Genomic DNA, 25,186 nt, shown 5'->3' on the forward strand with positions numbered 1-25,186 from the left:
ATAAAGCTATTCTTAATTTTGAAGTCAGAGGAAATAAACATGATAGCAAGGTTAGGAAAAAATTTTTTTGTTCGAAATCGAAGATCCTTCCAAAAGACTAAATATCCGTTCTTTCTAACAACAACAAATGGATATGCGAATGTTGTACCGGAGAGAAAGTCCGAAACAGACTGGTTGTTTGTACTATCTGAAACCAATACTGGAAAATCGATTTTTTTGGAAAGAGTATGTTCAATAGCAAGGTTATTATCTGAATATACACCGAATAAGAAATCCGCATCTGTTTCGATGATAATATTCCATTTAAATGGGGCTAAACAGGGAATTGACTTGATCCGTTCTGCCCTAATAAAGTGTTCTTGTAAATGTTTTTTTGCTGCTGCTGTTGAAAAAGTTCTTAAGGCCAGGTATAAAAAAATAAATACATATATGATCAAGAAGGTTATTCCTGACTGATAAATTAAGAGTAAACAAAAACCTAGAAAATGGAGCAATAGAATAGAGGGGTCCATTAAAGGAATCGCATCAAAGGCAATCCATTTTCGGGAAAAAGGCATCAAAACTTGCGTTCCGTGCACATTGAATAAATCAAAAAGAACATGGAGAATCACCGCTAAAAATGTCCATAAAAATAAATGGAGAAATCCTGTGCCAGCAAAGAAGGGATATAGCAGGCCAGAAACAATGATGCCCCATAAAGGAATCGCAGGAAGTGAATGTGACAGACCTCTGTGATTTCTGAAATAGCTTCCCTTTCCCTTCAACCGATAGAGAATATCAAAATCCGGTGCATTGGAACCGATAACTGCACCTAAAACGACTGCTTGTGTTAAGAGAGGATTTTCGGCAACTACAGGGTCTATTTGAGCCAGAGCACCAATACCTAAGCCCATCACAATATGAGAAAACGTATCCACTCGATCACTCCCTAAGTTTGTTAATTGGTTACACCTTCTCAAATTAATAATTAAGCGTATTTTGGTATCTTAGGTTCCTCGACAACGATCCTATAATGCCAAATTAATTGAGCAAAGATCTTCTCCCAGCTTTGTGCCAGTGCATAATTTCTTCCCTCTATCCCAAATTGACTTCGCAGATTATCATTTTCTAATAGCTTCAAAATGGCGTTAACAAACTCCGCTTCATTGCCCGTTTCACACAAATAGCCTGTTACCCCTGACTTAATAATATTTTTTACACCACCGGAATTGGCGGTAATAACGGGTGTACCACTTGCCAGTGCTTCAATGACGACATTTCCAAAGGTTTCAGTAGGAGAAGGAAATACAAATAAGTCTGATGCCGAGTAGATTTCCGCTAATCGTTCTCCTGTTAAAAATCCTGTAAATGTCATGTTAGAAGGTGCATCTTTTTGAAGTTCTTCCCTAAGTGGACCATCTCCGACAACGTACCATTGAAGTTGTTCATGCATCTCTGTTGGCAGAGCTTTAGCAACAGCTAGAAGTGTTTTCACATCTTTTTCTGGTGCTATTCGGCCTACATAGGTAAGAAGATACTTTTTTGTGATTCCCCATTCCTCACGAATAGTCTGTTTTTCGTAATAAGGGTGAAAAAGCTGGCAATCCACACCGCCTGGCCAAATTTCTAATTTTGTAAATCCATGACGTTTTAGCTGCGTTAACGTTTCATTAGAAGGGACGAATAATTTTTTAAAGGGTTTATGGAACCATTTCATGTATTTCCAAACGAATTTTGAAAGAAATTGAAGGTCATAGAATCGTAAGTAATAATCAAAGTCGGTGTGGTAGGAACCGACAAGTGGAATATTGAGTTTTTTGGCAAGGTAGACACCGCAAAGTCCCATGTTAAATGGTGTAGCAACATGGATGATATCGGGTGAAAAATCTTCTAATTCAGTTTTGATGCGAAAGAGGTTGGGAAATGCGAGACGGCACTCCGGATATAAGAAAAAAGAGAAGCTTTTAAAGCGGCGAATATTAGCAGAAATATATTCGTTTGAACGAGAATCCGGTGCAAAGACTTTGTAAGTAATGTTTTGTTCATCTAAGTAGTTGGTAAAATGTTTCAGCGTCCGCGCAACCCCATTGATGTCTGGATGGAAGGTATCAGTGAAAATGGCAATTCTCATAACATACTCCCCCTAAACTCCCAAATGATAAATTCTCCCTTAATTGTATTAGATAAATGTAGTTATTCTTCTTGAGATACTGTTAATTTATTGTAAAGATTTGGTTCATTAATAGAACAACCGTAATGTTAAGAATCTTTTGTTTTTTTGTAAAACTATTGTATTACATAATTGTTTTACTTTTTTTCATGTTATAAAAGGAGTGTCATCCAAAATTTCGTTAGTTTCTTTGAAAAGGAAAGTTAAATTCATACATGAAAGGTGTTGTTTATTTTGTTAAATTCCACCGCTCAGCAGCATGATTTTGGTTTAAATCCATTTAGTCCTTTTGTGAAATATATCGGAACCCAAAAAGTAAAAAATGTAATCTTCCTCATCGGCGATGGAATGGGTTTTTCTTATACCACCGGACTGCGTTATTTTAATCATGATTCTCAACAAGGATTAATGAACCCCACTATATTTGACCAATTCTTTGTTGGCTCTCAATCCACTTACTCATTAGATACTGAAAGTAATATCACGGATTCGGCAGCAGCTGGTACTGCTTTATCGACAGGGTATAAAACCTATAATGGAGCTCTCGGTTTAAACATTGATAAACAAACCGTACCAACGATCTTAGAATATGCTAAATTTCGCGGCAAATCTACTGGTCTCGTGGGAACGAGCCAGATTAATCACGCAACATTGGCAGCCTGTGCCTCGCACATCGAATCGAGAGATCAATATGATCAAATTGCCGATGACTATCTTGATGAACGAATAGAAGGCAAACAGAAAATTGATGTGATGCTAGGAGGAGGCACTTCTTATTTCAATCGAAAAGACCGGAATTTAATAGAAGAGTTTGTTAGAAATAATTTTAGTTATGTCACAACTTTACAAGATCTTGTTATGAACAAAAATGAGCAGCTGCTGGGCTTATTCGCTCCTATTGAACTGCCAAAACAGATTGACCGCGGTCTGACTGTCCCATCCCTTGCTCAAATGACAAAAGCCGCCCTTGAACGCTTGAAGCAAAATCGCAATGGTTTCTTTCTTTTAGTAGAAGGGAGTCAAATTGATTGGGCAGGTCATGACAATGATATTGTAGGGGCAATGAGTGAAGTTAAAGACTTTGAGGCCGCTTTTAAAGAAGCAATACAGTTTGCGGTAAATCGGGAAGATACAATTGTTATTGCGACGGCCGATCACTCAACCGGAGGGATGAGCATCGATCGTAATGATAACTATAAGTGGAATCCAAGTGTAATAAAATCGATTACCTCCACCCCCTTCGTGATTGCCATACGATTGCATGAAACAAAAGATATGGAGACTTTAAAGCATCATATGCACTTTACACTACATGAAGAGGACTTGAAAACCATCCAAACAACGTTGGAGTTGGAAGTGGAGGATACAAAGCAGGCACTGATTAACATTATCAATCACTATTCCAGCACGGGCTGGACAACGAAAGGGCATACGGGAGAGGATGTTCCCATTTATGCATATGGTCTAAATAGACATTTGTTTAGCGGCAGAATGGAAAATAGTGAAATTGCAAAGATTCTTTTTCAGATTATTGATTAATAGAAAGCTAATAAAAGGAGATGGATTAAAATGAATTTTATTCACCAGCCTTTTAAGGAGAAGAAACTGTCACCTGAGCCTTCGGTCCACTTAACAAGTCATATCACAAATAGCTATGCGGGAGATTGGACATCCATTGGCCCGAGTAATATTATCATTGAATCTAAAATTGGTGATTATACCTATACAATGGATGATGTAACCATCTACTACGCGGAAATTGGAAAGTTTTGCTCGATAGCTTCCCATGTCTGTATAAATCCCGTCCATCATCCAATTGAACGTGTAACCCAGCACCACATGACCTATCGCCGCATCTCTTATGGATTTGCAAAGACAGATGATGAGGAAATTTTTGACCGGCGCCGATTAAATCGTGTAAAAATCGGCCATGATGTTTGGATTGGTCATGGGGCAATTATCATGAAAGGTGTCAAGGTCGGAACAGGCGCCGTCATTGCTGCAGGAGCAGTGGTTACAAAAGATGTCGAGCCTTATACTATTGTTGGCGGGGTTCCCGCAAAACCGATAAAGGAACGGTTCTCCAGAGAGATCGCAGATAAATTGCAGCAAATCGCCTGGTGGAATTGGCCGAGGGATATGATGGAAAAACTCTTTTATGATTTGAATGATTTGGAAACTTTTCTTGATAAATATGGAAAATAAGAGATTTATCATATGTAAACATACGGTGTACCCTAGAAGGGTAGACCGTTTTAATAATTTCATATTTATTTTGACTTACAGGGTATTTTCAACACAAAACAGCATAGAGTCTAAACTGCGCTTTTAAAACAGAAATAAGCATCTTCTCTAACAGAAGATGCTCGATTATTATTAAAATCCATCAATCCTGCTTTGGAAAATGAAAAGCATATAAGCAGTGCAGGAAGTCATCAAATGGAAGGGATGATTCACCTTCATATTCACCATTACCGGTAACGCTTGTTCTAATGGAATTTGCCCACACTTGAAGACTGTCATTATTCGGGTTGTAAAAATAAACGCGAATACAGCCCTCTGCGTCTGACTCCACTCTTTGAATAAGTATTGCATGAGCTCCAAGCGCTTGCCCAGATTGGTTGTAAATAGTAATACCGGCTGGCTGAGGGAGGCCATCATTGACGTTTGGATTGTTTGACGGGTGATAGTGTTGGCGGAATTTGGTTTTAAAATCTAGGTCACTGAATGCATCTGAAAACTCTGTCCATGTCCCTTTTAAATGAAAAGAGGGATTAATCCATTTATGGGGATCAGACTCGCGTCCTTGGGCAGCCTTTAACATCTCAAAATAGATAGAATCAAGGTGTGGAATTAAGAGTAAAGATACAGTATCAATATTGTCCTGATCACTCAGATAAATGTGCGGGAGTGTATCGGAAGATATGATTCTTCCCTCGAAATTAATGGTGATTTTTCCGTTTTCCAGAAAATCATTAAACATTGTGAGCAGCATGACAGGCTCTTTTTGTGACCAATAGCTGAGGGCTCTAGTCGATTGACATGTCGGGTTAAACCCTTGACCAATCCCCAGCGGCTGCCCTAATATGCTTATCACTTCCGAAAGTAGGAGGGAACGAAGACTATCTTTATCTGTTATTTTATGAACGGCTGTAAGTGTGCTTTTAATCTTATCATGAAGAGGCACTTGTAAAAGCCTTTCGATTTCACTGATGAATTCACTCGTAAATATATCTCTCTGTAGAAGGCGTAATAAACCATAAATGCTTCTTCTTGTTTTGATTGTAATGGCAGAGTGAATGAGAGAAGAAATAATTGGCAGATTCAAACGCAGGTTTTCCCTGGATGTGTCGTCCACACACAGTATACTCTGAAGCAAATCGGTTTTTTCTTTATTTATATAGGTTAAAAATAACGCGTGGAACGGAGAAACAAGCCCGGTTTGGTTCATGGAAGCCCGGAGCTGGCTGGCTTCCCGGATTAGTAATAAATCATTACAGGCTTTCAGTTTTTTTTCATAATTTTTAATAGTAGATGCTGCCGCCAAATCCGCGGGAGAATATACGGCATTTTGGTAATGAAATAGGCTTGAATCTGCTTTATCAATGGAGCTGGCTAATCTTTTTGCGCTGGCAATCAATTTCAGGATTTTGTTTGTAACAATGGGTCTTTGGACGGCAAGATTATCGATTTCCTGATAAAGGCTTTGAAAAACATGCGGCGAAAAACAGTGGTCTGAGATAAATCTTAAAATTTCTGACGCTTGTTGATCCTTGTGAAGCTGCATGACTCGATTTTCTTCAGTTTCTTTCATTAACAGCAGATCCAAGTTTAAAGCCATAACCTTCGTTAAAAATTCAGTTGCTTCTTGCGCCGACATTTCTGGATGCACATAGTCACCTCTGGCAATGGCGAGAATTCTAAGTTCGCTTAATGTCTCGGCTGCTGAAGCATTTCCACCGGCATGGAGGGTGCCTCTAACAAGAACGGGATTGAGCTTGCGGACATTCTCCCATGGCTTTCCGGCAAACAGCCCAGCTTCATCAAAGAGATGCGCATATTTATACATCTTGGCTATTCCCATCGGTTCTGTGAGAAGGGCAGCAGCTTCACTGAGAACGGCTTGCTGAAATAAACTCTTATTTAGGGTAGAGGTTTGCGATAGCTGCTTAAGCGCTTTTTGAAAAGAATTCTCTGAAGTAAACAGAAAAAGTCCCATATGTCCATTTCCTTTCCAGAAAATTTCCTTTACAGTATCGAATTGGCTATATTGAAATATTTATTGGTTGAAAAAACAAATGCATCGATTAGACAAAGAAGAGATGACTTTTCAGCTAAAGTTAGCAGGTGAACTGAGGAAAGTTAAATTTCAAGGAGAAATAATTTATTTAATATTATGAATATTCTTTAAATTAAAGTTTTTATTAGATTAATTTAACACATATTAATTGATATTTCAAATATTAAATCTTTTTTTGTTTGACCATCACTTAGGAGATGGGCAGGGGGGCAATAAGAAAACCCCCGTGCACTAATGCAAAAAAAGGACCACGAAATGATATTTCGGGTCATATGAATTTTGGGGCTTATTAATATTTTACTAACCTTTCATCTTCATAATGGGTGAATGTTTCTTTTTCAAGAATTTCTTTAATCATGTTAACTCCATTTTCCAATTGTGCTTTTGATACAGTCAGGGGTGGTAATAACCGAATGACCTTCTCGCTAGCTGGCAATGCGATAAGCCCTATATTTCGAAGCTTGGCTAAAAGTGTCGTTACTGGTATTGTGCATTCGATTCCGGCCATCAACCCAAGTCCTCTTATCTCCCGGATCGTGCTTAAGTGTTTTAGATTATGCAGCTGCTTAAAGAAAAACTCACTTTTATCAACTACCTCATCTAAAAATTCCTTTTTAAATATAGTCTCCATCGTAGCAATAGCTGCTGCTATCGAGACTGGATTCCCGCCGAAGGTCGAGCCGTGGCTTCCTGCACCAAAATATGGTGCAAGTTTTTCCTTCCCAATTACAGCGCCGATCGGAAATCCGCTTCCTAATCCTTTCGCTGATGTAATGAGATCTGGGTCTAGGTCAAAGTGCTGGAAGGCGAACGGTTTCCCTGTTCGGCCAATTCCTGTTTGGATTTCATCAATGATTAATAGTGCACCATGTTGTTTACAAAGCTGCCCAACACCCTGTAAAAAATCATTCTTTCCAACATGAATGCCGCCTTCACCCTGAACAGCCTCAATCATAACTGCGGCAACATCATTTCCTATTTCTCTTTGAACGGCTTGGATATCATTATAGGAAACATAAACAAATGTTTCGAGCATTGGCCCAAACCCATGCTTTATTTTCTCTTGGCCAGTAGCTGACATGGTTGCAAAGGTGCGGCCGTGAAAAGAATGTTTAAAAGTGATAATTTTTGATTTACCCGTAGCTTTACGTGCCAGCTTAATGGCGGCCTCGTTTGCTTCAGCACCACTATTGGCAAAGAAAACGCGATCCAGCCCAGAAGCTTCAGCAAGCATTTTTGCGGCTGTCTCTTGGGTGCTGCTTTGAAATAAATTCGAAACGTGCCAATATTGATTGAGCTGCTTAAGTACGGCATCTTCAACATTTTTTGGGCGGTGTCCAAGATTACAGACACCTATCCCTGAAGTGAAATCAAGATAAATTTGTCCATTTTTATCTATCATCATACTGCCGCCGGTAATTTCAGGTTCAATCTCCCAGCGTGAATAGGTAGGGAATAAGTGACTCATATTGTAATCGGCTCCTTTTGAAAAATTCTCGTACCGTTCCATTTGCCATTTTCAAAAAATGCTTTTTTACCTGATACGATCATGACGCTTTCAACGCCTTTTTCTACAGCATTAAGCGCTGATTGAACTTTCGGAATCATCCCGCCGCTAATTTCACCCTTTGCAATATAGGTGTTGACCTCTTCTTTCGAAAGTCTGCTCGCTAAAGAACCCTCAATGAATACTCCATCCACATTGGTAACAAATAGGCATTGTTCTGCATGAAGGGCCTTTGCCACCTCTGCTGCTGCATAATCGGCATTAATGTTTAGTTTTTGGCCGTCCTCCGTAATGCCGATTGGGGTAACGACTGGAATGTAGCTTCCATTCATGGCAAGATGAAAGATTTGTGTATTCACTTTAATAATTTCGCCAACATGCCCAAGCTCTTCCCGATTTATATAATCAGCTTGCAAACATTTCCCATCGCTTCCATTGATTCCAATTGCAGAGAACTGGTGCTGCTGAAGCTTGGAAACGAGCTTTCTATTTGTCTGACCCGATAGAATCATCTCAGCAATTTTTAGTGTTTGCTCATCTGTTCTGCGAAGTCCATGGACAAATTGTGGTTTCACATTCATTAATTCGAGCATTTCATTAATATCAGGGCCGCCGCCATGGACAAACACCAGTTTATAGCCAAGATCCTCCAATTTGGAAAGACTTGTGAAAAAAGAGGATGTCAACTCGTCTAACACACTGCCGCCGCATTTGATAACAATATATCTCATCCCTAATTCACCAATCCTTAAGTCCGATAGCTTGCATTGATTTTGACATAGTCATAGGATAGGTCACAGCCCCAGGCTTTGCCGGTACCTTTCCCCACATGCAGATCAACCAAAATCTTAATAAATGGCTGATTCAAATAATCGCGAGCTTTGTCCTCTGAAAACACACATGGTACACTATTTTCCAGCATCTGGATCGGGCCGATGGCAATATCGACTGTATAAGGGTTAATCGCCGCATTAGTCTGCCCAATTGCGCCAATGATGCGTCCCCAGTTGGCATCTCCTCCAAATATGGCTGTTTTGACTAAATTTGACCCAACAATTTGTTTTGCAATAAATCTTGCTTCCTCAGGATCCCTTGCCCCAAAAACCTCAACCTCCACTAACTTTGTAGCTCCCTCACCATCCGTGGCAATTTGCTTGGCTAAATTTTCACAAGTCTTTGTTAAAAGCTCAACAAATGTCTCCCATTCAGGATGCTCAGGAGTTAACGGATCATTCTCTGCCAGCCCATTCGCCATTACGAGAACCATATCGTTGGTAGACGTATCTCCGTCCACTGTAATTTGGTTAAATGTATGGTTGGTTACCTGTTTTAAGGCTGTCGATAAATGCTCAGGCGAGATCGCGGCATCGGTCGTTAAGAAACCAAGCATGGTAGCCATATTCGGATGAATCATACCCGAGCCTTTGGCCGCTCCGCCAATTGTAATGGTTTTGCCATCAATGGTGCTTGAGTAGCCGCAGCTTTTTCTCACAATATCGGTTGTGAGAATAGCAGTTTGAAAGTCAATGGCATCACTGCTTTCAATGCCAGGTGATAATAATTGAATGCCGTTTTCGATTTTATCCATATCCAAGAACTGACCAATGACACCTGTCGAAGCAACTGCCACATACATTTCTTTCAAGTTGAACTTTTCAGATGTTAAGGAGCGCATTTTTAATGCATCCTTGTAACCTCTTACTCCAGTACAAGCATTGGCACAGGCACTGTTTACAACAATAGCCTGTAAGAGACCTTCACTCTCAATGCTTTCTCGAGTTACTATTAAAGGAGCGGCTTGGAATTGATTTGTGGTATAAACTGCTGCAGCTGAAGCCGGAATTTCACTAATAATAACCCCTAAGTCCTTTTTAGCAAAACGGAGGCCGGCATGGACTCCTGCTGCTGTAAAGCCTTGTGTTGACAATATATTCCCATTCTCAATTTCAACTATTTTATCCTGTAACAGTGTTTGCATTCCAAATCCTCCATTTTGTATAAGTTGAAGTTAAAGGTTATGCTTTTACATTAAAATTTCCGGGCCCCTTAAGGATACACAGGTACAAACTCTAATCCCGTTTTTTCATTTAATCCACTCATTAAATTGGCATTTTGAACTGCCTGGCCGGCAGCACCTTTCATAAGATTATCGATGACAGAAACGATCGTTAATCTTCCAGTTCTTTCGTCAACTTGCAACCCAATATCACAAAAATTCGATCCTGCTACTTCCTTAACGGATGGGAAATTGCCTTTTGGCCTGATCCTCACAAACGGACTCCATAAATACTGTTCCTTATATAATTCAATGAGTCTATCAGTATGCAAATTTTCTTTAAGCTGGACATAGATTGTAGCCATGATTCCTCTTGTGATCGGCAGCAAATGGGTGTTAAAAGTAATAGGTGAGATTCCATTACTCCATCGGTTCAATTGCTGCTCTATCTCAGGAATATGCTGATGCTCGTTTACCTTATAAATTCGGAAATTTTCATTGATTTCAGAGAATAGCAGGCTTTTAGATACCGATCTTCCAGCTCCGGAAGCTCCGGATTTTGCATCAATGATGATCATATCCGGATCAATTAGTCGCTCATTTACCACTGGTGCAAGACCCAGTAACGTCGCCGTAGGGTAACAGCCGGGATTAGCGATTAATTCCGCATTGATAATTTTTTCTTTATTCCATTCACTCAACCCATAAACAGCTTTTTCCAAAAAACTGCTTTCAACCGGTTCGTGCTTATACCATTTCCGATATTCTTCACCATCGATTAGCCGCAGATCACCAGATAAATCAATCACTTGAACGCCAGTCCTAAAGAAGGCAGGAACAAGCTTACTAGATACTCCTGATGGAGCGGCGATAAAAACGATATCTGAATGCTTCGCGATTTTTTCCACATCGATATGCTCAAGTGTTAGGTTTGTAATTCCGTTTAGGTGAGGAAACTCTTCGATTAATGGAATCTCATTCCTTGTGGTATGAACAGATTGAATAGTAAATACCGGATGATGATGTAATATACGAAAAAGTTCACCTCCGCCATATCCAGTAGTGCCGATTATAGATACTTTCATTACGATCCTCCCCGAATAGGTCAAAAACTGTTTTAAAAGATGGTTGCCTTTTGGATTCGCCGATAAAGTGTTCGGATTCGCCGATAAAATCGAAAATTCGCCGATAAAGTGGTCAGATTCGCCGATAAACTTAAGAAATCCGCCGATAAATCATATTTTAATAAGTAATTCATGTAATTTTATTCTTAAGTATGACTCTATCGGCCTCTGAAAATAGCGAAAACCATCATTCCTTACGAAAAAAGCTTAATTTTAATGAAATACTGGCAAGATATCATGCCCACTGATAATTTTTGCCCCAGCTTTCTCTTGCCAGTGCTTCCACTTCTTCAACAAGACTGTGTTCAACCATATAGGTGTCACTCTGTTCGAAAGGGTTATAGTGGTAGGCGTACATTCTCGATACAAATTCGTGGAACGGAAGGGATGCTTCTCCTTCAAGTTCGCCAAATCCTGAAACACTTGCAATAATCCCTTGCCCCCAATTCTGGCCGCTGTCGTTGTTAGGATTGTAAAAATAGATTCGAACATTTCCGTGCTGGTCTTTTTTAATTCTTTGAATCGATACAGCATGTAGGCCGAGCAGTTCCCCATGGACGTTTGTGATGAGAATGCCAACAGGATTCGGATAAATCATCTCATAGCCTTCATTATAATCAGGATGGTGGGTGGCATAGAATAACTTAACAAAAGCAGAGTAGTTTGTTACATAGAGTGTCAATTGATCAATCGCATTAATAAAGCCCTTTGGAATCCAAGCACCATAGAATTCCGGGTTTACCCACTTATGTCCGTCCTCGCCGCGAAGCAGCGTTTTTTTCATCATTTCGTTATAAATTTTATCCAGATGTGGTACGAGAACCATAGATATTGGATCCAAATCCTGACCGATTTCCCCCGCTACTCCTCCAATAAGGAGGCTTGAGTGAATGGTCTCACCTTCAAATGTCATATCAATATCATTGTCACGGGCTGCTCGAGCAATATATTCCAACAGTTGACCGATTCCATGCTGACTCCAGAGGGAAATGGCTCTAGCTGACTGGCAAGTTGGATTGTTCCCTTGTCCGACACCAAGCGGCTGACCAAGAATACTCATAACTCCAGCAATAAGAAGACCATTTAAGCTAATTGCACTTTGTTCATCTTTAAATTTGGTAAGTGCCTGGCGTACTTGAGCATGAATAGGGAGATCAAAAAGCCGGCGAATCGCAGGAAGTACATGTTCCTGTGTGAGAACCCCCCGATTAAGCATTCTTGCAAGTCCGTATACAGCTTGACGTGTTTCAGGATAAATCGAAATTTGGATAATATCATGAATCAGGTGTTGATTGGCATTAAAGCTTGCTAGCCCTGTTTCTGATAGATCAAGAGCCGCCTGAATTTTATCTTGGTTCTTCCGGTTAAGAAACCGAAGCAGAACGGCATGATAAGGTGATACAAGACCTATTTCTTTCATTGATTTTGCGAAAGCTTTAGCTTCTGATTCAAGAGCATCTTCATTGGCATTTTCTAGTCTGAGTCTATATTCTCTTTGATCGGCCGCATCCTTACTTAAAGGGGTTGGAGCATTTGCGGCATCTATATATTTTTCAAGTGCTTCTCTCGTTTTTTCATCAATACCGCTTTTTATTAATTGTTTAGAAAGGCTGATCATGCTTAATATGCGACCTGTCATAATAGGACGCTGGACAGACAGGCGTTCTAATTCCTGCACAATTTGATAACCGATTGCTCGAAATGAAAGCTGCTCACCCAAGTATTGGAATAAGCTTTGAGCCCGAATCGTATGATCTTCTAAAATACGGCCTTCTTCTGTTTCCGGTGTGAACAAAAGATCGAGATTCAAAGCCATGACTTCATTTAAAAAGGCATTGGCTTCTTCCTTGCTCAGGCCCTCATGTATGTAATTTCCTTTCGCAATGGCCAGCATTCTCATTTCACTTAACAATTCGATAATGGAATTGAAGCCCTGTTTAGACCTCAATGAACCGCCAACGAGTGGAGGCTGCATTTTAGTTGGATCCTCCCATTGACCTCCAAGGAAGACACCAGCCTGATCAAAACGATGAGCATTTTCAAAGAGTATATTCATTCCATCGTAGGAGTAAGAAAGTTCGATCGTTAATTGGTACACGTCTGTTTGATAGAGGCTTTTTGCGAATGGTTTCGCCTGATCAAGCCTGTCTAAAGCATCATCAAATTTACCCTTTAAAGCTACTGTTTGTTTACCCATTCTTTTTTTCTTTTTCGTCAAAGTACTCATCCTTTTATTCGCCCCTTCTTATTGGTAGAAATTATATTTCTCATAATCTTGCAAAATGGATCTCATTTCGTCTGCATCTTCTCCAAAAAAGAAAATGGTTCCATAATGATTACCAAATCCTACCCGTTCTGCTACTTTGGATGTAACAGGAATAAACATATTATGGTTTACAAAAAAAGGATGGTTTTTGAGGTTATTAGGTATGTTCAACTTTTCAACGACTTTTACATTAGGATAGACCATGAGATTACCAGAATACCCTCTTGCGGATACCACTTCCTCAGGGAAAAATGCCTCAATTTCTTCCTCAGCAGTATCTGGATTACAGCAAAGCACTTGGCCTTGATAAGGGCTGAACCCATATGCGTTTTCAATATGTTCAAAAATATGCCCGCCTGGAATACGGTTCGCTACCTCGCCAAAACTCAGTATCCCTTCTTGAGTAATGAAAAACTCAGGATGGATGATGCCATAATCAACTTCAAAGGCATCCACAAGTTTCTCAATCGCTTCCTTGATTTGGGGTCTCCATTTTTCAAGTGAAGGAGAAGCTGGTACAAAGTTGGAATGTCCTAACTTTACATATTCAGTAATATTTAGGAACCTTACCTTTCCATTATGGATAAAGGCCTCGCAAGAAAACTCCTGACCTTCCAGGTGGCTTTCCATTAGTAGAGGAAATTCTGAATCGTCAATTTGGTCAATCTCCGCTATCCTTCTAATCATGTAATGTCCGACTGTGCCGGCTTTATCAAAGGGTTTAACGTGAATAGGGGCATAGTCGTCTTCATCTATATTGCAAAGTGCTTCATTGATTCTTTTTAGGAAATAACGGATATCTTCCTTGTTGTTTGCTTCTTCAAAGACTCCAACACGGATTCCAGCAAGTTGTGCCTTACGCTTCATCAAGCCTTTGTCCCGGAGCAGCAGAGTTTTATGGAAAATGCGCGGGTTATTCCAGAGCCTAGCATTTATGGCGCCAGCCCACTCGACCGTTTCTTCGTAAATCGGTACTGCTACTGTTGTATTAAGATCCTTTAATTTTTCATAGAGTTCATCCGCCCGTTCCTCTAAGTGTCGGAATACCCATGGGACAAACTGAATGCCATGGGCGTCAGCAAAACTTTGAAATTCAGGTGGACCAACAACAACAAATGGTCGATTCATTTTGTCAATTGCTTCAATTGCTTGCAGGCTCCAGCCCAGTAATGCCGTTAATTTACCCTTGTTCTGTTTCATCTGAATTAACTCTCCCTATTTTTGAAATATATAAAAGATCCTAACAGCCCTATAGTAGCAAAATTTAATATTGTAATTTTCAGATTTACAAAAATAGTACAAATACTTCAAGCTTGCTTAACAAAAGATTTACAATGGGTAACTAAAATGGAGGAGACATCAGAATTGATGATTTTATCTTCAAATATTCGGGCAAAGGGGTATTAGGATGAGCGACTGGTATACTAGATTGACTGATTATTTTCCAGAAAAAGAAATGAAATCTAAAAAGCATTTTGAAATCCTTTTCCAAGAAAAACCAGGAATCTACCAAGTAGAGGAAAGCCAGGACCATGTATTAGTTTACTTTGAAAAGGCTGATTATATCTTCGTAGATTATATACTAGTGGCTCGAAATACCAGAGGAACTGGGAGAGGAAGTGTGGTCCTTGACCAATTGAAGCGAAAAGGAAAAGCAATCATCCTAGAGGTTGAACCAGTTACTCTTATAGATCCCGACTCGGAAAAACGAATAAGATTTTATGAAAAGAATGATTTCCTGAAGATGGAATCGATTAGTTATGAAAGAATCCATATGGTCACGAATGAGTTGAATATGATGGACATTTTTTGCTGGTCTCCAGTACCTAGAACAGAACAATGGGTGTATGACCAAATGAAAGAAATTTATACGGAAGTCCATGCTTTTAAAGCAAGGGAAATGTATGGACGTAATCCCCAATCTGATTCTGAGGTCCTTTGGCTGAGAGAATTAACGAAAGTTATGATTGGTTGAATTTGATAAGTGCTTTAAAATGAATATAATTGAAACCAAAAACGGGCTTGTTCGTATAAATAGGATAAAGATTTTAAGGAGAGTTGAATATTGTTTCTAGCAGAACTACATCAGGAGGAAAAAGAGGCTTTTCTTGAACTGGCCCACATGATTGCCACAATTGATGGAAATGTATCTATATATGAATTTTCCATTCTTAACAAATACAAAAACGAAACAGGACTTGAAGATTATCAAGTAAAGGGCCTTGCAATGGAGGATATTCTCAATAAATTCAAAACGGAACGCGCACGAAATATCGTGTTAGCGGAGCTCTTTAAACTAATCTATTCAGATGGAGTGTTTCAAAACGAAGAAAGCGAAACCGTCAACTTAATTAAGGCGCATTTCGGCTTTAATTCCAGTGAATTTGGAAGTTTTAAGGATTGGGTTGGAAAAATTAAGGAATTATCAAATTCATAGTAGAGCCTTTTACAATATAACCTTTGTTTATGCCTTTAATAGGGCAGAACAAAGGTTTTTTTGCGTGCTCAAGGGGAATGTTAATGAACAAGAATAGTTTACACAAGTAATAAGAATAATATGGGAAAAAAGGAAATGTAAAAATGCAGAATAAGCTAAGATTTATTTCCATTGTGTATGTCATATTACTATCTGTTGGCCTTTTTGCACATGTTGAAATTATCCCGTTCCTATTGAATATAGCAAAAAGAGATTCTTGGGTAAGCATTCTATTAACGTTTATCATTCTGCCTTTATGGATTTATCTCCTATACAAGATAGTCTCCATTTTAAACAAACGGTCAATCATCCATCTCTTAAAAGATAGTGGAAGTGTATTCAGTTATTACATTCTGCTATTTCCAATCGCTTTATATATGCTAATTGATGCTTTTGTTACGGCGAAAGAAATTATCTACTGGTCACAATTAAGCTATATGGAAGGGTTCAACAGTTTCACTCTGGGGTTAGTACTGCTTATCTTCTGTTTGATTTGCACCGAATCGGGATTATTCTCTATTGGACTGTTAAGCAGTATTCTTTGCCCAATCGTTCTTTTTTTAGGTTTTTTTATTTCATTTGCGAACATGAAGAAAAAACATTATGAACTGTTATTCCCATTATTTACTGATGGAGTATTACCTGTCACGAAGGGTCTTCTGTATACTTCTTTACCAATTTTAGAGTTATTTATCATTATTATTTTCTTAACTCCAGTATTACAAAAAGCTGTTACAAAAAAGCAGTTATTCATTGTTGGGGTGATCATTATTGGCTTAATGCTGGGACCTACCATTGGGGCGATTGTTGAGTTTGGCCCAGCAACGGCCGCTAAATATCGATACCCTGCCTATGAAGAGTGGCGCATAATTTCCATTGGAAGATATTTTTCCCATGCTGACTTTTTTGCGATTTTTCAATGGCTCTCAGGAGGAGTTGTCAGAATTAGTCTATTTCTCTTCATCTCTAGCCGAATTCTTACTAAAGGAATAGAGAATGTAAAAGTGGTAAGAATTATTTACTCCATCGTTTTTATCGCTTGCATTTACCCATTTGACCAAAGTCCTTTTGCGACTATTGTCTATGGATATATTCGACCTTTATCTTTCTTCTTATTAATCATACAAATTTCAATGATAACTTTCTATACTGTGAAGAATAAGCAGAAATGGTTAGGAGGAAGGGTTAATTCATGAATGACCATCATTTTTCTATTGAATATCTGCAAAAGCTTTTTAATCATTCATCCGATATAGAAATTAAAACCGATCAAAATTATCCCGATCCGTCCATCTTTGTTTACTGTATACCTTTATCGGATGCTAGTCTTATTCAATTTGTCAGCATGCCCACCAGTGAACATTCCAACTCCATTTATCAATCTCTCCAGATGGAGATTTTGGAGAGAGAGGAAACTACTTCTGAAATAATCGAGGAGGCCATTTTCTCAGGAAAACTAATGGTTATTCCTCCGGGAGAAAAAGTCTATTTTTATAATATTAGTAAATTTCCCAGCAGACAGCCGGATGAATCTGTTGCCGAAGTTTCGATTCGAGGGCCGAAGGATGGTTTCGTTGAGGATCTTACAACCAATCTTGGTCTAATTCGTAAAAGGCTGCGTACGTCCTCTTTGGTCATTGAAGATTACACAATCGGCAAAAGAACCAATACAAGGGTTTCACTTCTTTATATTAAAGATATTATTAATGGACAAATATTGAGTGATATCAAAGGCCGGCTTGCTGCATTAGACGTTGATATATTAACTAGTACATCGATGTTGATGGAATATTTAATGGAAAATAAATTTACGATCATTCCAACGATAGACTACTCAGGCAGGGCTGATTTCGTCGCGGAATCAATCAATCAAGGGAGGTTCGCCATTGTTGTGGATGGAGCTCCGACTGTATTGATTGCACCTGCGGATCTTTCCTTTCTATTTAAGACACCTGAAGACGATAACACAAGTTTTTATTTTGCGTCATTGGAACGGACGTTGCGCATTATAGGGCTTTTTACGACAACATTTCTGCCTGGTTTTTATACGGCGTTGATTACACATAATGTAGGGCAATTACCACTTCCGCTCATTGCCACTATCACGAATTCCAGATTGGGCCTGCCGTTTTCACCATTGATTGAAGTTCTGCTCATGCTTGTCATGTTTGAATTATTTAAAGAAGGCGGCGCCCGTCTTCCAAAGGGAATTGGGCAAACCGTTGCCGTTCTTGGCGGCTTGATTATTGGTGATGCTGCTATTAGAGGTGGGATTACTTCTCCAACGATGCTTGTTGTCATCGGTGTAACAGCTATTTCCAGCTTTACACTTGTTAATCAGTCTATATCAGGAAATGTATTTTTCATTAGAGTATTCGTTTTGATCTTTAGCTACAGTATGGGGATTTATGGGTTTTTTATAAGTCTTATGTTCGTCTTCCTCTATTTAACAAGGCTAAAGTCTTTTGGGGTTCCAGTATTAGCAGAAATCTCTTCCTCAGAAGGAAAAGATATCATGTTCACTTTTTTTAGAATCCCATTTTCCTTTATGAAAAAACGAAATGCCTCTTTACATATTAAAGATGGTACAAGAACAGGTGAATAGATGAAGAAATTTTTATACATTACCTATGCCATGTTGCTTCTCTCAGGCTGTTCTAAAATAAACGAAATCCAATTCCAAGCCTATGCAGTGGGGATAGGAATTGATTATAAAGCTGATGAATATCACGTGGTTATGCAGTTTTTAGACTTTTCGAATGTAGCAAAAACCGAGCAAGGTAAAAGTGATAAGCCTAGTCCTATCTGGTTAGGAGTTGGAAAAGGCAAGACGGTTCAAGAAGCAATCGTTGAAATCTACCATGGTATTCAAATTCCTGTAAATTATGACCAGATAAGTTTATTCGTTTTTGGAAAGTCTTTATTGGAACATAGGTTAGGACTTACCCTCAAGGCATTGGATACCAATTTCAATATTCGTCTAACGGGAATGGTCTACGGTACGGAGAAACCAATTGAAAAAATTTTTACTTCGCAGGTTCCTTTTAATTATGCTTTCTCGAATGCTCGAATTAATCAGCCCGAATATATGCAGCAGCAAGAATCGGCTATTCCGACTACTTCCCTGCAAGAATTGATTTTTCAGTTTAATGAAAAAACAAAAAACATATTGCTTCCAAGCATTTCTGTTAATGAGGAGAATATAAAGCAGAACTTGGAAAAATTTCCTGTGACTACTTTTAATGGTGCATATGTCTTGAAAGATGAAAAGATGAAGGGTTTTTTAACAAATAAGGAACTTGAAGGTTTTATCCGCGTGAACAATAAGGCTATACGATCGCCTGTGATCATTACTGAAAGGAAAAATGGGAAAGCGGATCATGTTCAAATAGAATTATTAAATCCTAAGGTCAAAAGAATCATGAATAAAGACCAAAATGAGGTTCAGGTTGGATTGGATATAAAGATTTCAGCTATAGTCAGAGAATCTGACCATACCATCCTTGCTCCAAGAATTAAAAGGCAGATTAAAGAGAAAATTAGAGATCATGTATATGAAGCCTATGTAAATAGCCATAAAATCGGAGGAGATATCTATCAATTCGAGGACTATATGTATCGATTTATGCACGATGACTGGTTAAGGTATCAAAAAAGCGGAAAATTCCCCATCTTGGATAAAACAGACATTCATGTAAAAGTCCAACCGCTTAAAAGTATAAATAAAATAAACGCCGGGATTCATCTTCCCTTAAAGTAGGGAGATTGATGGCATTAATAAAAAAGGAAAAAATGAAGACGTCATACTTAATAGACGTCTTTTTATTTGTCTGCTTTCGTAAAATCAATCTTCGAACAATTCTAATCAAAAAATGGTACTTTAATACTATATTTTTAATATGTTTGTAATATTTAGTAAATTTAAATTATAATAGTATTAAAATAATATTTTAATAGAAAGGGGTATTTCGGTGAAATTATATGTTTCCGTGGATATGGAAGGAATCACTGGCATGGTTGACCATACCCAAGTTGATTCTGGCAAGCATAACTATGAGCGCAGCCGGATTATTATGACGGATGAAGCAAACCATGTCATTACAGCTGCTTTTGATTCAGGATGTGAAGAAGTAATCGTAAATGACAGCCACTCAAAGATGAATAATCTATTAATTGAGAGGCTTCACCCTGAGACACAACTGATAACTGGCGATGTGAAACCATTTTCAATGGTCCAAGGGTTAGATAAAACCTTTACGGGGGCGGCCTTTGTTGGCTACCATGCCCGCGCAGCCTTAAAAGGGGTCATGTCCCATTCCATGATCTTTGGGGTTCGCAATATGTACATCAATGATGTAGCAGTAGGCGAATTAGGATTCAATGCCTATGTCGCAGGATATTACGATGTTCCTCTTCTAATGGTAGCTGGTGATGATCGTGCCGCCTTTGAGGCAGAGCAACTGATTCCGGGTGTGACAACCGCAGTTGTAAAGGAATCTATTTCAAGGTCTGCAGTCAAATCGTTAACGCCGGCAAAAGCAGGGCAGCTGCTTCGTGAAAAAACGGCCATCGCACTAAACAATAGAGATAAAGTGAAACCGCTTACGCCACCGGATAGGCCGCTTCTAGCGATTGAATTTACCAATTATGGGGAAGCGGAATGGGCAAATTTAATGCCAGGCACAGAAATCATCCCAGAAACGACGATTGTTCGTTTCCAAGCGAAAGACATATTAGAAGCATACCAAGCAATGCTAGTAATGACGGAATTGGCGATGAGAACAACATTCTGTTAGGAAGTGGACAAGCATGAATACATATTTCATTAAACGAATTGCCGCGATGATTATCACGTTATGGCTCATCATTACAGCAACCTTTTTCTTAATGCATTCAGTACCAGGATCACCATTTAATGAGGAAAGAACAACGAATGAAGCCGTACAAAAGAACCTCGAAGCCTATTATCATCTAGATCAGCCTCTCTTAGTCCAATATGGGAATTACCTAACAGCACTTGTCAAGCTAGACCTCGGACCTTCGATAAAAAAATCATCCCAGACTGTTAACGACATGCTGGGGAGAGGATTTCCGGTATCATTTGAACTTGGATTTTATACCCTTTTAGTCGCAATTTTTTCAGGTATCTTACTTGGTGTATTAGCTGCCCTTCGCCATAACGGCATCATCGACTATGTGGCGATGAGCATTGCGGTCCTGGGAATATCAATCCCGAACTTTGTCATGGCTACATTTTTAATTGAGGAGCTGGCTGTAAGATTTCCGATATTCCCAGTCGCTACATGGACTAGCCCGAAACATATGGTATTGCCGATTTTGGCGCTGGCAACAGGACCGATGGCGATTATTGCCCGCTTAACGCGCACTAGTATGCTCGAAGTATTAACCCAAGATTACATTAAAACGGCGAAAGCAAAAGGCCTATCCCCAGTGAAAATTGTTTTTAAACATGCCTTAAGAAATGCTCTATTGCCAGTTGTGACGGTTTTGGGTTCATTAGCTGCTAGTATCTTAACCGGTACGTTTGTAATTGAAAAAATATTCGCGATTCCCGGAATGGGAAAATACTTTGTTGACAGTATCAATACACGTGATTATCCAGTGATTATGGGAACTACCGTCTTTTATAGTGCCATTTTGATTCTTATGCTGTTAATCGTCGATATCGCCTATGGGGTATTAGATCCACGAATTAAACTCCATAAAAAGGAGGCGAAATAATGGAGCTGCGGAAACAGGAAAACAGAAATATTTCGCCAGATGTTCCTGATGAATGGTTTGTGCCAAAAGCAAGAAACAAAACTGAAGCAGAGGCTGTCATAAGACCGAGCCTGTCTTACTGGAAGGATTCCTGGCTCAGGCTGGTAAAAAATAAGCTGGCGATGGCAGGTTTGGTATTCTTGGCCTTTTTAACCTTATTGGCTATTTTCGGACCAATCATTTCACCCCACTCGGTGGAAAAACAATCATTAACACTGCAGAATTTGCCTCCATCTAGTAAATATTGGTTTGGGACCGATGATTTAGGTCGCGATGTCTTTACCAGAACGTGTTATGGTGCGCGAATCTCGTTATTTGTTGGGTTGATGGCGGCCCTGATTGACTTTGTTATTGGCGTTGTTTATGGCGGTTTTTCCGGGTATAAAGGCGGCAGAATTGATAACTTAATGATGCGATTTGTGGAGATCCTCTATGGACTTCCGTATTTACTCGTTGTTATTTTAGTCATGGTCGTAATTGGACCGGGATTGACAACTATTATTCTTGCGTTATCGATAACCGGCTGGGTCGGGATGGCCAGAATTGTCCGCGGACAGGTCCTGCAAATCAAAAACTATGAATTTGTCCTGGCATCAAAAACGTTCGGTACGAAAACTGCGCGTATTATTAGAAAAAACCTGCTGCCGAATACGATGGGGCCAATCATTGTCCAAATGACGCTTACGATTCCATCTGCTATTTTTGCAGAAGCATTTTTAAGCTTCATCGGCCTCGGCATCCAAGCACCGCATGCAAGCTGGGGAGTAATGGCGAATGACGGTTTATCTACTATTCTCTCAGGATACTGGTGGCGATTGTTTTTTCCAACCCTGTTCATTTCATTAACGATGTTTGCGTTTAATGTTCTAGGTGATGGATTGCAGGATGCCCTTGATCCGAAACTGAGGAGGTAACATCATGGAGAAAATTCTTCAAGTGAAAGATCTGCAAGTATCCTTTTCAACTTATGGAGGGGAAGTCAATGCCGTCCGGGGTGTCAGCTTCGACCTGCATAAAGGTGAAACGTTAGCCATTGTTGGTGAATCAGGCTGTGGGAAAAGTGTCACTTCTCAAAGCATCATGAGGCTTATTCCCAGTCCTCCCGGCAGAATAACGGGCGGAGAAGTCCTTTTCAAAGGCACGGATTTAATTAAGTTAAAAGAGCCAGAGCTGCGGAAACTTCGTGGTTCTAATATTTCGATGATTTTTCAAGATCCAATGACCGCTTTAAATCCAACGCTTACGATTGGTGAGCAAATTATGGAAGGAATTATCCAACATGAAAAGATATCACGGGACGAGGCAAAGAAGGCAGCCATCGAGATGCTTACTCTTGTGGGAATTCCTAGTCCGGAGCAGCGCTTAAAACAATATCCGCATCAGTTTAGCGGCGGAATGCGGCAGCGAATCGTCATTGCCATGGCGCTTGTGTGCAAGCCAGATGTATTAATTGCTGATGAACCTACAACCGCACTTGATGTTACCATTCAAGCACAAATTCTGGAGTTATTTAGAGATATCCAAAAGAAAACAGGGGTATCGATTATCCTGATTACTCACGATTTGGGGGTAGTTGCACAGGTGGCGGACCGAGTAGCCGTGATGTATGCAGGAAAAATCGTGGAAATAGGGACAAGGCGGGAAATCTTTTACCAATCACAGCATCCATATACAGTGGGATTACTTCAATCTGTACCACGGCTTGACATGGAAAAGGGAGAACTCGTTCCGATACCAGGAACACCGCCTGACTTATTTTCCCCACCTGTTGGATGTGCCTTTTCGGCACGCTGTCCCTATGCGATGGAAGTCTGTGATAAAGCCTACCCGTTTAAAACCCAGCTAAGCAGCCATCATCAAGTAGATTGCTGGCTCCAAGACGAACGGGCTAAAAAATTGGTTTCAACATTTGTTTAACTATAAAAAACACTGAGGGGGAAAGTCATGAAAAAGTTTATGACAATGTTGGTAACTTGTTTGCTGGTTTTTGCTTTAGTAGCTTGTACAGCCAACAAAGATGCTGGAAGTGAGCCGACAAAAGATGATGGCAAAGGAAAGACGAAGGAAAAAGTAGAAAAAGTGGTTAATTGGAACAATGGTCAAGAACCAACTTCCTTTGACCCGCCAATTGGCTTTGATGCCGTATCCTGGAATGCCTTGAACAACCTTATGGAAGGGTTAACTCGTTTAGATCAAACCCATCAGCCAAAAGCTGCCACAGCAAAAAGCTGGGATGTCTCAGAGGATGGGAAAGTTTATACCTTCCATATTCGTGAGGAGGCAAAATGGTCAAATGGTGACGACCTGACTGCTGGTGATTTCGTATATGCTTGGAAACGCCTGTTAGATCCAAAAACAGGATCTTCCGCTGCATTCTTGGGCTATTTCATTGAAGGCGGCGAAGCCTTCAACACTGGAAAAGGCACAGCAGATGGTGTGAAAGTAAAAGCGGTCGACAATAAGACGTTTGAAGTAACACTAACAAGCCCTCAGGCATATTTCTTAAGCGTGATTGCGAATCCTGCGTTCTTCCCAATCAATGAAAAAGTAGCAGCAGCCAATCCAAAATGGTTTGCGGAAGCAAGTTCATTTGTAGGAAATGGTCCTTTCAACCTAACTGAGTGGAACCACGATTCTGATTTCACGATGACAAAGAATAATAAATATTGGGATGCAAAAAATGTAAAACTGGATAAAATTCATTGGGCTATGGTGGATGACGAAAATACGGAATATCAAATGTACACGACTGGTGAACTAGATTCCTCCGATGTTCCTTCTGAATTAGCTGATAAGCTATTTAAAGAAGGCGACGTAAAGGTTGAAGACCAAGCGGGTGAGTATTTCTATCGTTTTAATTTAACAAAAGAACCATTTCAAAACGAGAACATCCGTAAGGCATTCGCACTCGCGGTTAACCAGGAGCAAATGGTAGACCTAGTTACCAAAAATAAAGAAAAACCTGCTTATGGTTTTGTTTCCTACGGATTTAAAGATGCAACTGGTGAGGACTTCCGTAAGAAAAGCGGTGACCTCCTTAAAACCGATGTTGCCAAGGCAAAAGAATTGTTGAAAAAAGGTATGGAAGAAGAGCATTACACAAAACTTCCGGAAGTCACTCTTACGTATAGCACAAGTGATGAGCACAAGAAAATCGCAGAAGCCCTGCAGCAAATGTTCAAAGAAAACCTGGGTGTTGACGTGAAGCTTGCCAATATGGAAAGCAGTGTTTTTGCGACAGACCAAAAAGCATTAAAGTTCCAGTTGTCACGCAGCTCATTCCTTGCTGACTATGCAGACCCTATCAACTTCCTGGAAAACTTTATTACCGGCTCTCCAATGAACCGTACAGGCTGGAGCAATGCTGAGTTTGATCAATTAATTAAAGACGCAAAAAATGAAAAAGATGAAAAGAAACGTTTTGAGATGATGTATCAGGCTGAAAAAGTATTATTTGATGCTGCCCCAATCATTCCAATTCACTTCTATAACCAAGTTTATTTACAAAATAAGGATGTAACCGGCGTCGTTCGCCACCCAGTTGGATATTTAGAATTCAAATGGGCAGATAAGAAATAAATCGCCAA

Annotated in this window: 21 protein-coding genes (1 of these 21 only partly in view); 12 read left to right on the forward strand and 9 right to left on the reverse strand. The window is 39.6% G+C overall.

Features of this window, described 5'->3' with window-relative positions:
* Positions 1-917: the 5' portion of a metal-dependent hydrolase gene (locus tag V7161_RS03305; RefSeq protein WP_335442259.1), read on the reverse strand. 67 nt of this gene lie to the left of the window's left edge; only the first 917 of its 984 coding nucleotides appear in the window; it begins with the start codon at positions 915-917; the stop codon falls past the left edge of the window.
* A 50-nt stretch (positions 918-967) separates the two neighbouring features.
* Entirely contained in the window at positions 968-2,110 is a 1,143-nt protein-coding gene (locus V7161_RS03310; RefSeq protein ID WP_335442260.1) for a glycosyltransferase family 4 protein, read from the reverse strand.
* Positions 2,111-2,383: 273 nt separating this feature from the next.
* Between V7161_RS03310 and V7161_RS03315 the strand changes: the two genes are divergently transcribed.
* Together V7161_RS03315 and V7161_RS03320 are read left to right on the forward strand one after the other, a co-directional pair.
* Positions 2,384-3,688 (forward strand): alkaline phosphatase, encoded by a 1,305-nt coding sequence (locus tag V7161_RS03315; RefSeq protein WP_335442261.1) that lies wholly within the window; start codon positions 2,384-2,386, stop codon positions 3,686-3,688.
* A 30-nt stretch (positions 3,689-3,718) separates the two neighbouring features.
* The gene (locus V7161_RS03320) at positions 3,719-4,354 is read left to right on the forward strand and encodes a DapH/DapD/GlmU-related protein (protein WP_335442262.1); all 636 of its coding nucleotides are present in this window, start codon (positions 3,719-3,721) and stop codon (positions 4,352-4,354) included.
* Between the two features lie 181 nt (positions 4,355-4,535).
* Here V7161_RS03320 and V7161_RS03325 read toward each other — a convergent pair whose 3' ends face one another.
* From V7161_RS03325 to V7161_RS03355, 7 genes are all read right to left on the reverse strand, one after another.
* A complete protein-coding gene (locus tag V7161_RS03325; RefSeq protein ID WP_335442263.1) occupies positions 4,536-6,368 on the reverse strand; it encodes a hypothetical protein in 1,833 nt (610 codons plus the stop codon).
* 370 nt (positions 6,369-6,738) lie between these two features.
* Positions 6,739-7,917: an acetylornithine transaminase gene (locus tag V7161_RS03330; protein ID WP_335442264.1), complete on the reverse strand. Its 1,179-nt coding sequence runs from the start codon at positions 7,915-7,917 to the stop codon at positions 6,739-6,741.
* Entirely contained in the window at positions 7,914-8,687 is a 774-nt protein-coding gene (gene argB / locus V7161_RS03335; RefSeq protein ID WP_335442265.1) for an acetylglutamate kinase, read from the reverse strand. Before argB ends, V7161_RS03330 begins: the two co-directional genes overlap by 4 nt.
* A 17-nt stretch (positions 8,688-8,704) precedes the next feature.
* Entirely contained in the window at positions 8,705-9,934 is a 1,230-nt protein-coding gene (argJ, locus tag V7161_RS03340) for a bifunctional ornithine acetyltransferase/N-acetylglutamate synthase (RefSeq protein WP_335442266.1), read from the reverse strand.
* A gap of 68 nt (positions 9,935-10,002) precedes the next feature.
* Complete coding sequence (gene argC, locus V7161_RS03345; protein WP_335442267.1) at positions 10,003-11,037, reverse strand: N-acetyl-gamma-glutamyl-phosphate reductase; 1,035 nt, start codon at positions 11,035-11,037, stop codon at positions 10,003-10,005.
* A gap of 274 nt (positions 11,038-11,311) precedes the next feature.
* Positions 11,312-13,303 (reverse strand): hypothetical protein, encoded by a 1,992-nt coding sequence (locus tag V7161_RS03350; protein ID WP_335442268.1) that lies wholly within the window; start codon positions 13,301-13,303, stop codon positions 11,312-11,314.
* A gap of 18 nt (positions 13,304-13,321) precedes the next feature.
* Entirely contained in the window at positions 13,322-14,542 is a 1,221-nt protein-coding gene (locus tag V7161_RS03355; RefSeq protein WP_335442269.1) for an ATP-grasp domain-containing protein, read from the reverse strand.
* A 208-nt stretch (positions 14,543-14,750) separates the two neighbouring features.
* Between V7161_RS03355 and V7161_RS03360 the strand changes: the two genes are divergently transcribed.
* From V7161_RS03360 to V7161_RS03405, 10 genes are all read left to right on the forward strand, one after another.
* Positions 14,751-15,317, forward strand: a complete 567-nt coding sequence (locus V7161_RS03360; RefSeq protein WP_335442270.1) for a GNAT family N-acetyltransferase — start codon at positions 14,751-14,753, stop codon at positions 15,315-15,317.
* A 90-nt stretch (positions 15,318-15,407) separates the two neighbouring features.
* Positions 15,408-15,779: a hypothetical protein gene (locus V7161_RS03365; RefSeq protein WP_335442271.1), complete on the forward strand. Its 372-nt coding sequence runs from the start codon at positions 15,408-15,410 to the stop codon at positions 15,777-15,779.
* 143 nt (positions 15,780-15,922) lie between these two features.
* Positions 15,923-17,014 carry a GerAB/ArcD/ProY family transporter gene (locus V7161_RS03370; RefSeq protein ID WP_335442272.1) on the forward strand — a complete coding sequence of 364 codons (1,092 nt, stop codon included), beginning with the start codon at positions 15,923-15,925 and terminating at the stop codon, positions 17,012-17,014.
* Complete coding sequence (locus V7161_RS03375) at positions 17,011-18,423, forward strand: spore germination protein (protein ID WP_335442273.1); 1,413 nt, start codon at positions 17,011-17,013, stop codon at positions 18,421-18,423. The genes V7161_RS03370 and V7161_RS03375 overlap by 4 nt, the downstream gene beginning before the upstream one ends.
* On the forward strand, positions 18,424-19,578 hold the full coding sequence (locus tag V7161_RS03380) for a Ger(x)C family spore germination protein (protein ID WP_335442274.1): 1,155 nt from the start codon (positions 18,424-18,426) through the stop codon (positions 19,576-19,578).
* A gap of 211 nt (positions 19,579-19,789) precedes the next feature.
* Positions 19,790-20,614 carry a M55 family metallopeptidase gene (locus V7161_RS03385; RefSeq protein WP_335442275.1) on the forward strand — a complete coding sequence of 275 codons (825 nt, stop codon included), beginning with the start codon at positions 19,790-19,792 and terminating at the stop codon, positions 20,612-20,614.
* A 13-nt stretch (positions 20,615-20,627) separates the two neighbouring features.
* A complete protein-coding gene (locus V7161_RS03390) occupies positions 20,628-21,560 on the forward strand; it encodes an ABC transporter permease (protein WP_335442276.1) in 933 nt (310 codons plus the stop codon).
* The gene (locus V7161_RS03395) at positions 21,560-22,513 is read left to right on the forward strand and encodes an ABC transporter permease (protein ID WP_335442277.1); all 954 of its coding nucleotides are present in this window, start codon (positions 21,560-21,562) and stop codon (positions 22,511-22,513) included. Before V7161_RS03390 ends, V7161_RS03395 begins: the two co-directional genes overlap by 1 nt.
* A gap of 4 nt (positions 22,514-22,517) precedes the next feature.
* A complete protein-coding gene (locus V7161_RS03400; RefSeq protein ID WP_335442278.1) occupies positions 22,518-23,516 on the forward strand; it encodes an ABC transporter ATP-binding protein in 999 nt (332 codons plus the stop codon).
* Positions 23,517-23,543: 27 nt separating this feature from the next.
* The gene (locus V7161_RS03405) at positions 23,544-25,178 is read left to right on the forward strand and encodes a peptide ABC transporter substrate-binding protein (RefSeq protein WP_335442279.1); all 1,635 of its coding nucleotides are present in this window, start codon (positions 23,544-23,546) and stop codon (positions 25,176-25,178) included.
* Positions 25,179-25,186 lie beyond the last annotated feature (8 nt).

Source organism: Neobacillus drentensis (genome assembly GCF_036965425.1).
GTDB classification, from domain to species: domain Bacteria; phylum Bacillota; class Bacilli; order Bacillales; family Cytobacillaceae; genus Neobacillus; species Neobacillus drentensis_F.

What these genes read in the sequence shown, in the direction of transcription:
- V7161_RS03310 (WP_335442260.1), bottom strand. Translation starts at nt 2,110, where the DNA reads ATGAGAATTGCCATTTTCACTGATACCTTCCATCCAGACATCAATGGG.
- V7161_RS03320 (WP_335442262.1), top strand. Translation starts at nt 3,719, where the DNA reads ATGAATTTTATTCACCAGCCTTTTAAGGAGAAGAAACTGTCACCTGAG.
- V7161_RS03325 (WP_335442263.1), bottom strand. Translation starts at nt 6,368, where the DNA reads ATGGGACTTTTTCTGTTTACTTCAGAGAATTCTTTTCAAAAAGCGCTT.
- V7161_RS03330 (WP_335442264.1), bottom strand. Translation starts at nt 7,917, where the DNA reads ATGAGTCACTTATTCCCTACCTATTCACGCTGGGAGATTGAACCTGAA.
- argB (WP_335442265.1), bottom strand. Translation starts at nt 8,687, where the DNA reads ATGAGATATATTGTTATCAAATGCGGCGGCAGTGTGTTAGACGAGTTG.
- argJ (WP_335442266.1), bottom strand. Translation starts at nt 9,934, where the DNA reads ATGCAAACACTGTTACAGGATAAAATAGTTGAAATTGAGAATGGGAAT.
- argC (WP_335442267.1), bottom strand. Translation starts at nt 11,037, where the DNA reads ATGAAAGTATCTATAATCGGCACTACTGGATATGGCGGAGGTGAACTT.
- V7161_RS03350 (WP_335442268.1), bottom strand. Translation starts at nt 13,303, where the DNA reads ATGAGTACTTTGACGAAAAAGAAAAAAAGAATGGGTAAACAAACAGTA.
- V7161_RS03355 (WP_335442269.1), bottom strand. Translation starts at nt 14,542, where the DNA reads ATGAAACAGAACAAGGGTAAATTAACGGCATTACTGGGCTGGAGCCTG.
- V7161_RS03360 (WP_335442270.1), top strand. Translation starts at nt 14,751, where the DNA reads ATGAGCGACTGGTATACTAGATTGACTGATTATTTTCCAGAAAAAGAA.
- V7161_RS03370 (WP_335442272.1), top strand. Translation starts at nt 15,923, where the DNA reads ATGCAGAATAAGCTAAGATTTATTTCCATTGTGTATGTCATATTACTA.
- V7161_RS03375 (WP_335442273.1), top strand. Translation starts at nt 17,011, where the DNA reads ATGAATGACCATCATTTTTCTATTGAATATCTGCAAAAGCTTTTTAAT.
- V7161_RS03380 (WP_335442274.1), top strand. Translation starts at nt 18,424, where the DNA reads ATGAAGAAATTTTTATACATTACCTATGCCATGTTGCTTCTCTCAGGC.
- V7161_RS03390 (WP_335442276.1), top strand. Translation starts at nt 20,628, where the DNA reads ATGAATACATATTTCATTAAACGAATTGCCGCGATGATTATCACGTTA.
- V7161_RS03395 (WP_335442277.1), top strand. Translation starts at nt 21,560, where the DNA reads ATGGAGCTGCGGAAACAGGAAAACAGAAATATTTCGCCAGATGTTCCT.
- V7161_RS03400 (WP_335442278.1), top strand. Translation starts at nt 22,518, where the DNA reads ATGGAGAAAATTCTTCAAGTGAAAGATCTGCAAGTATCCTTTTCAACT.
- V7161_RS03405 (WP_335442279.1), top strand. Translation starts at nt 23,544, where the DNA reads ATGAAAAAGTTTATGACAATGTTGGTAACTTGTTTGCTGGTTTTTGCT.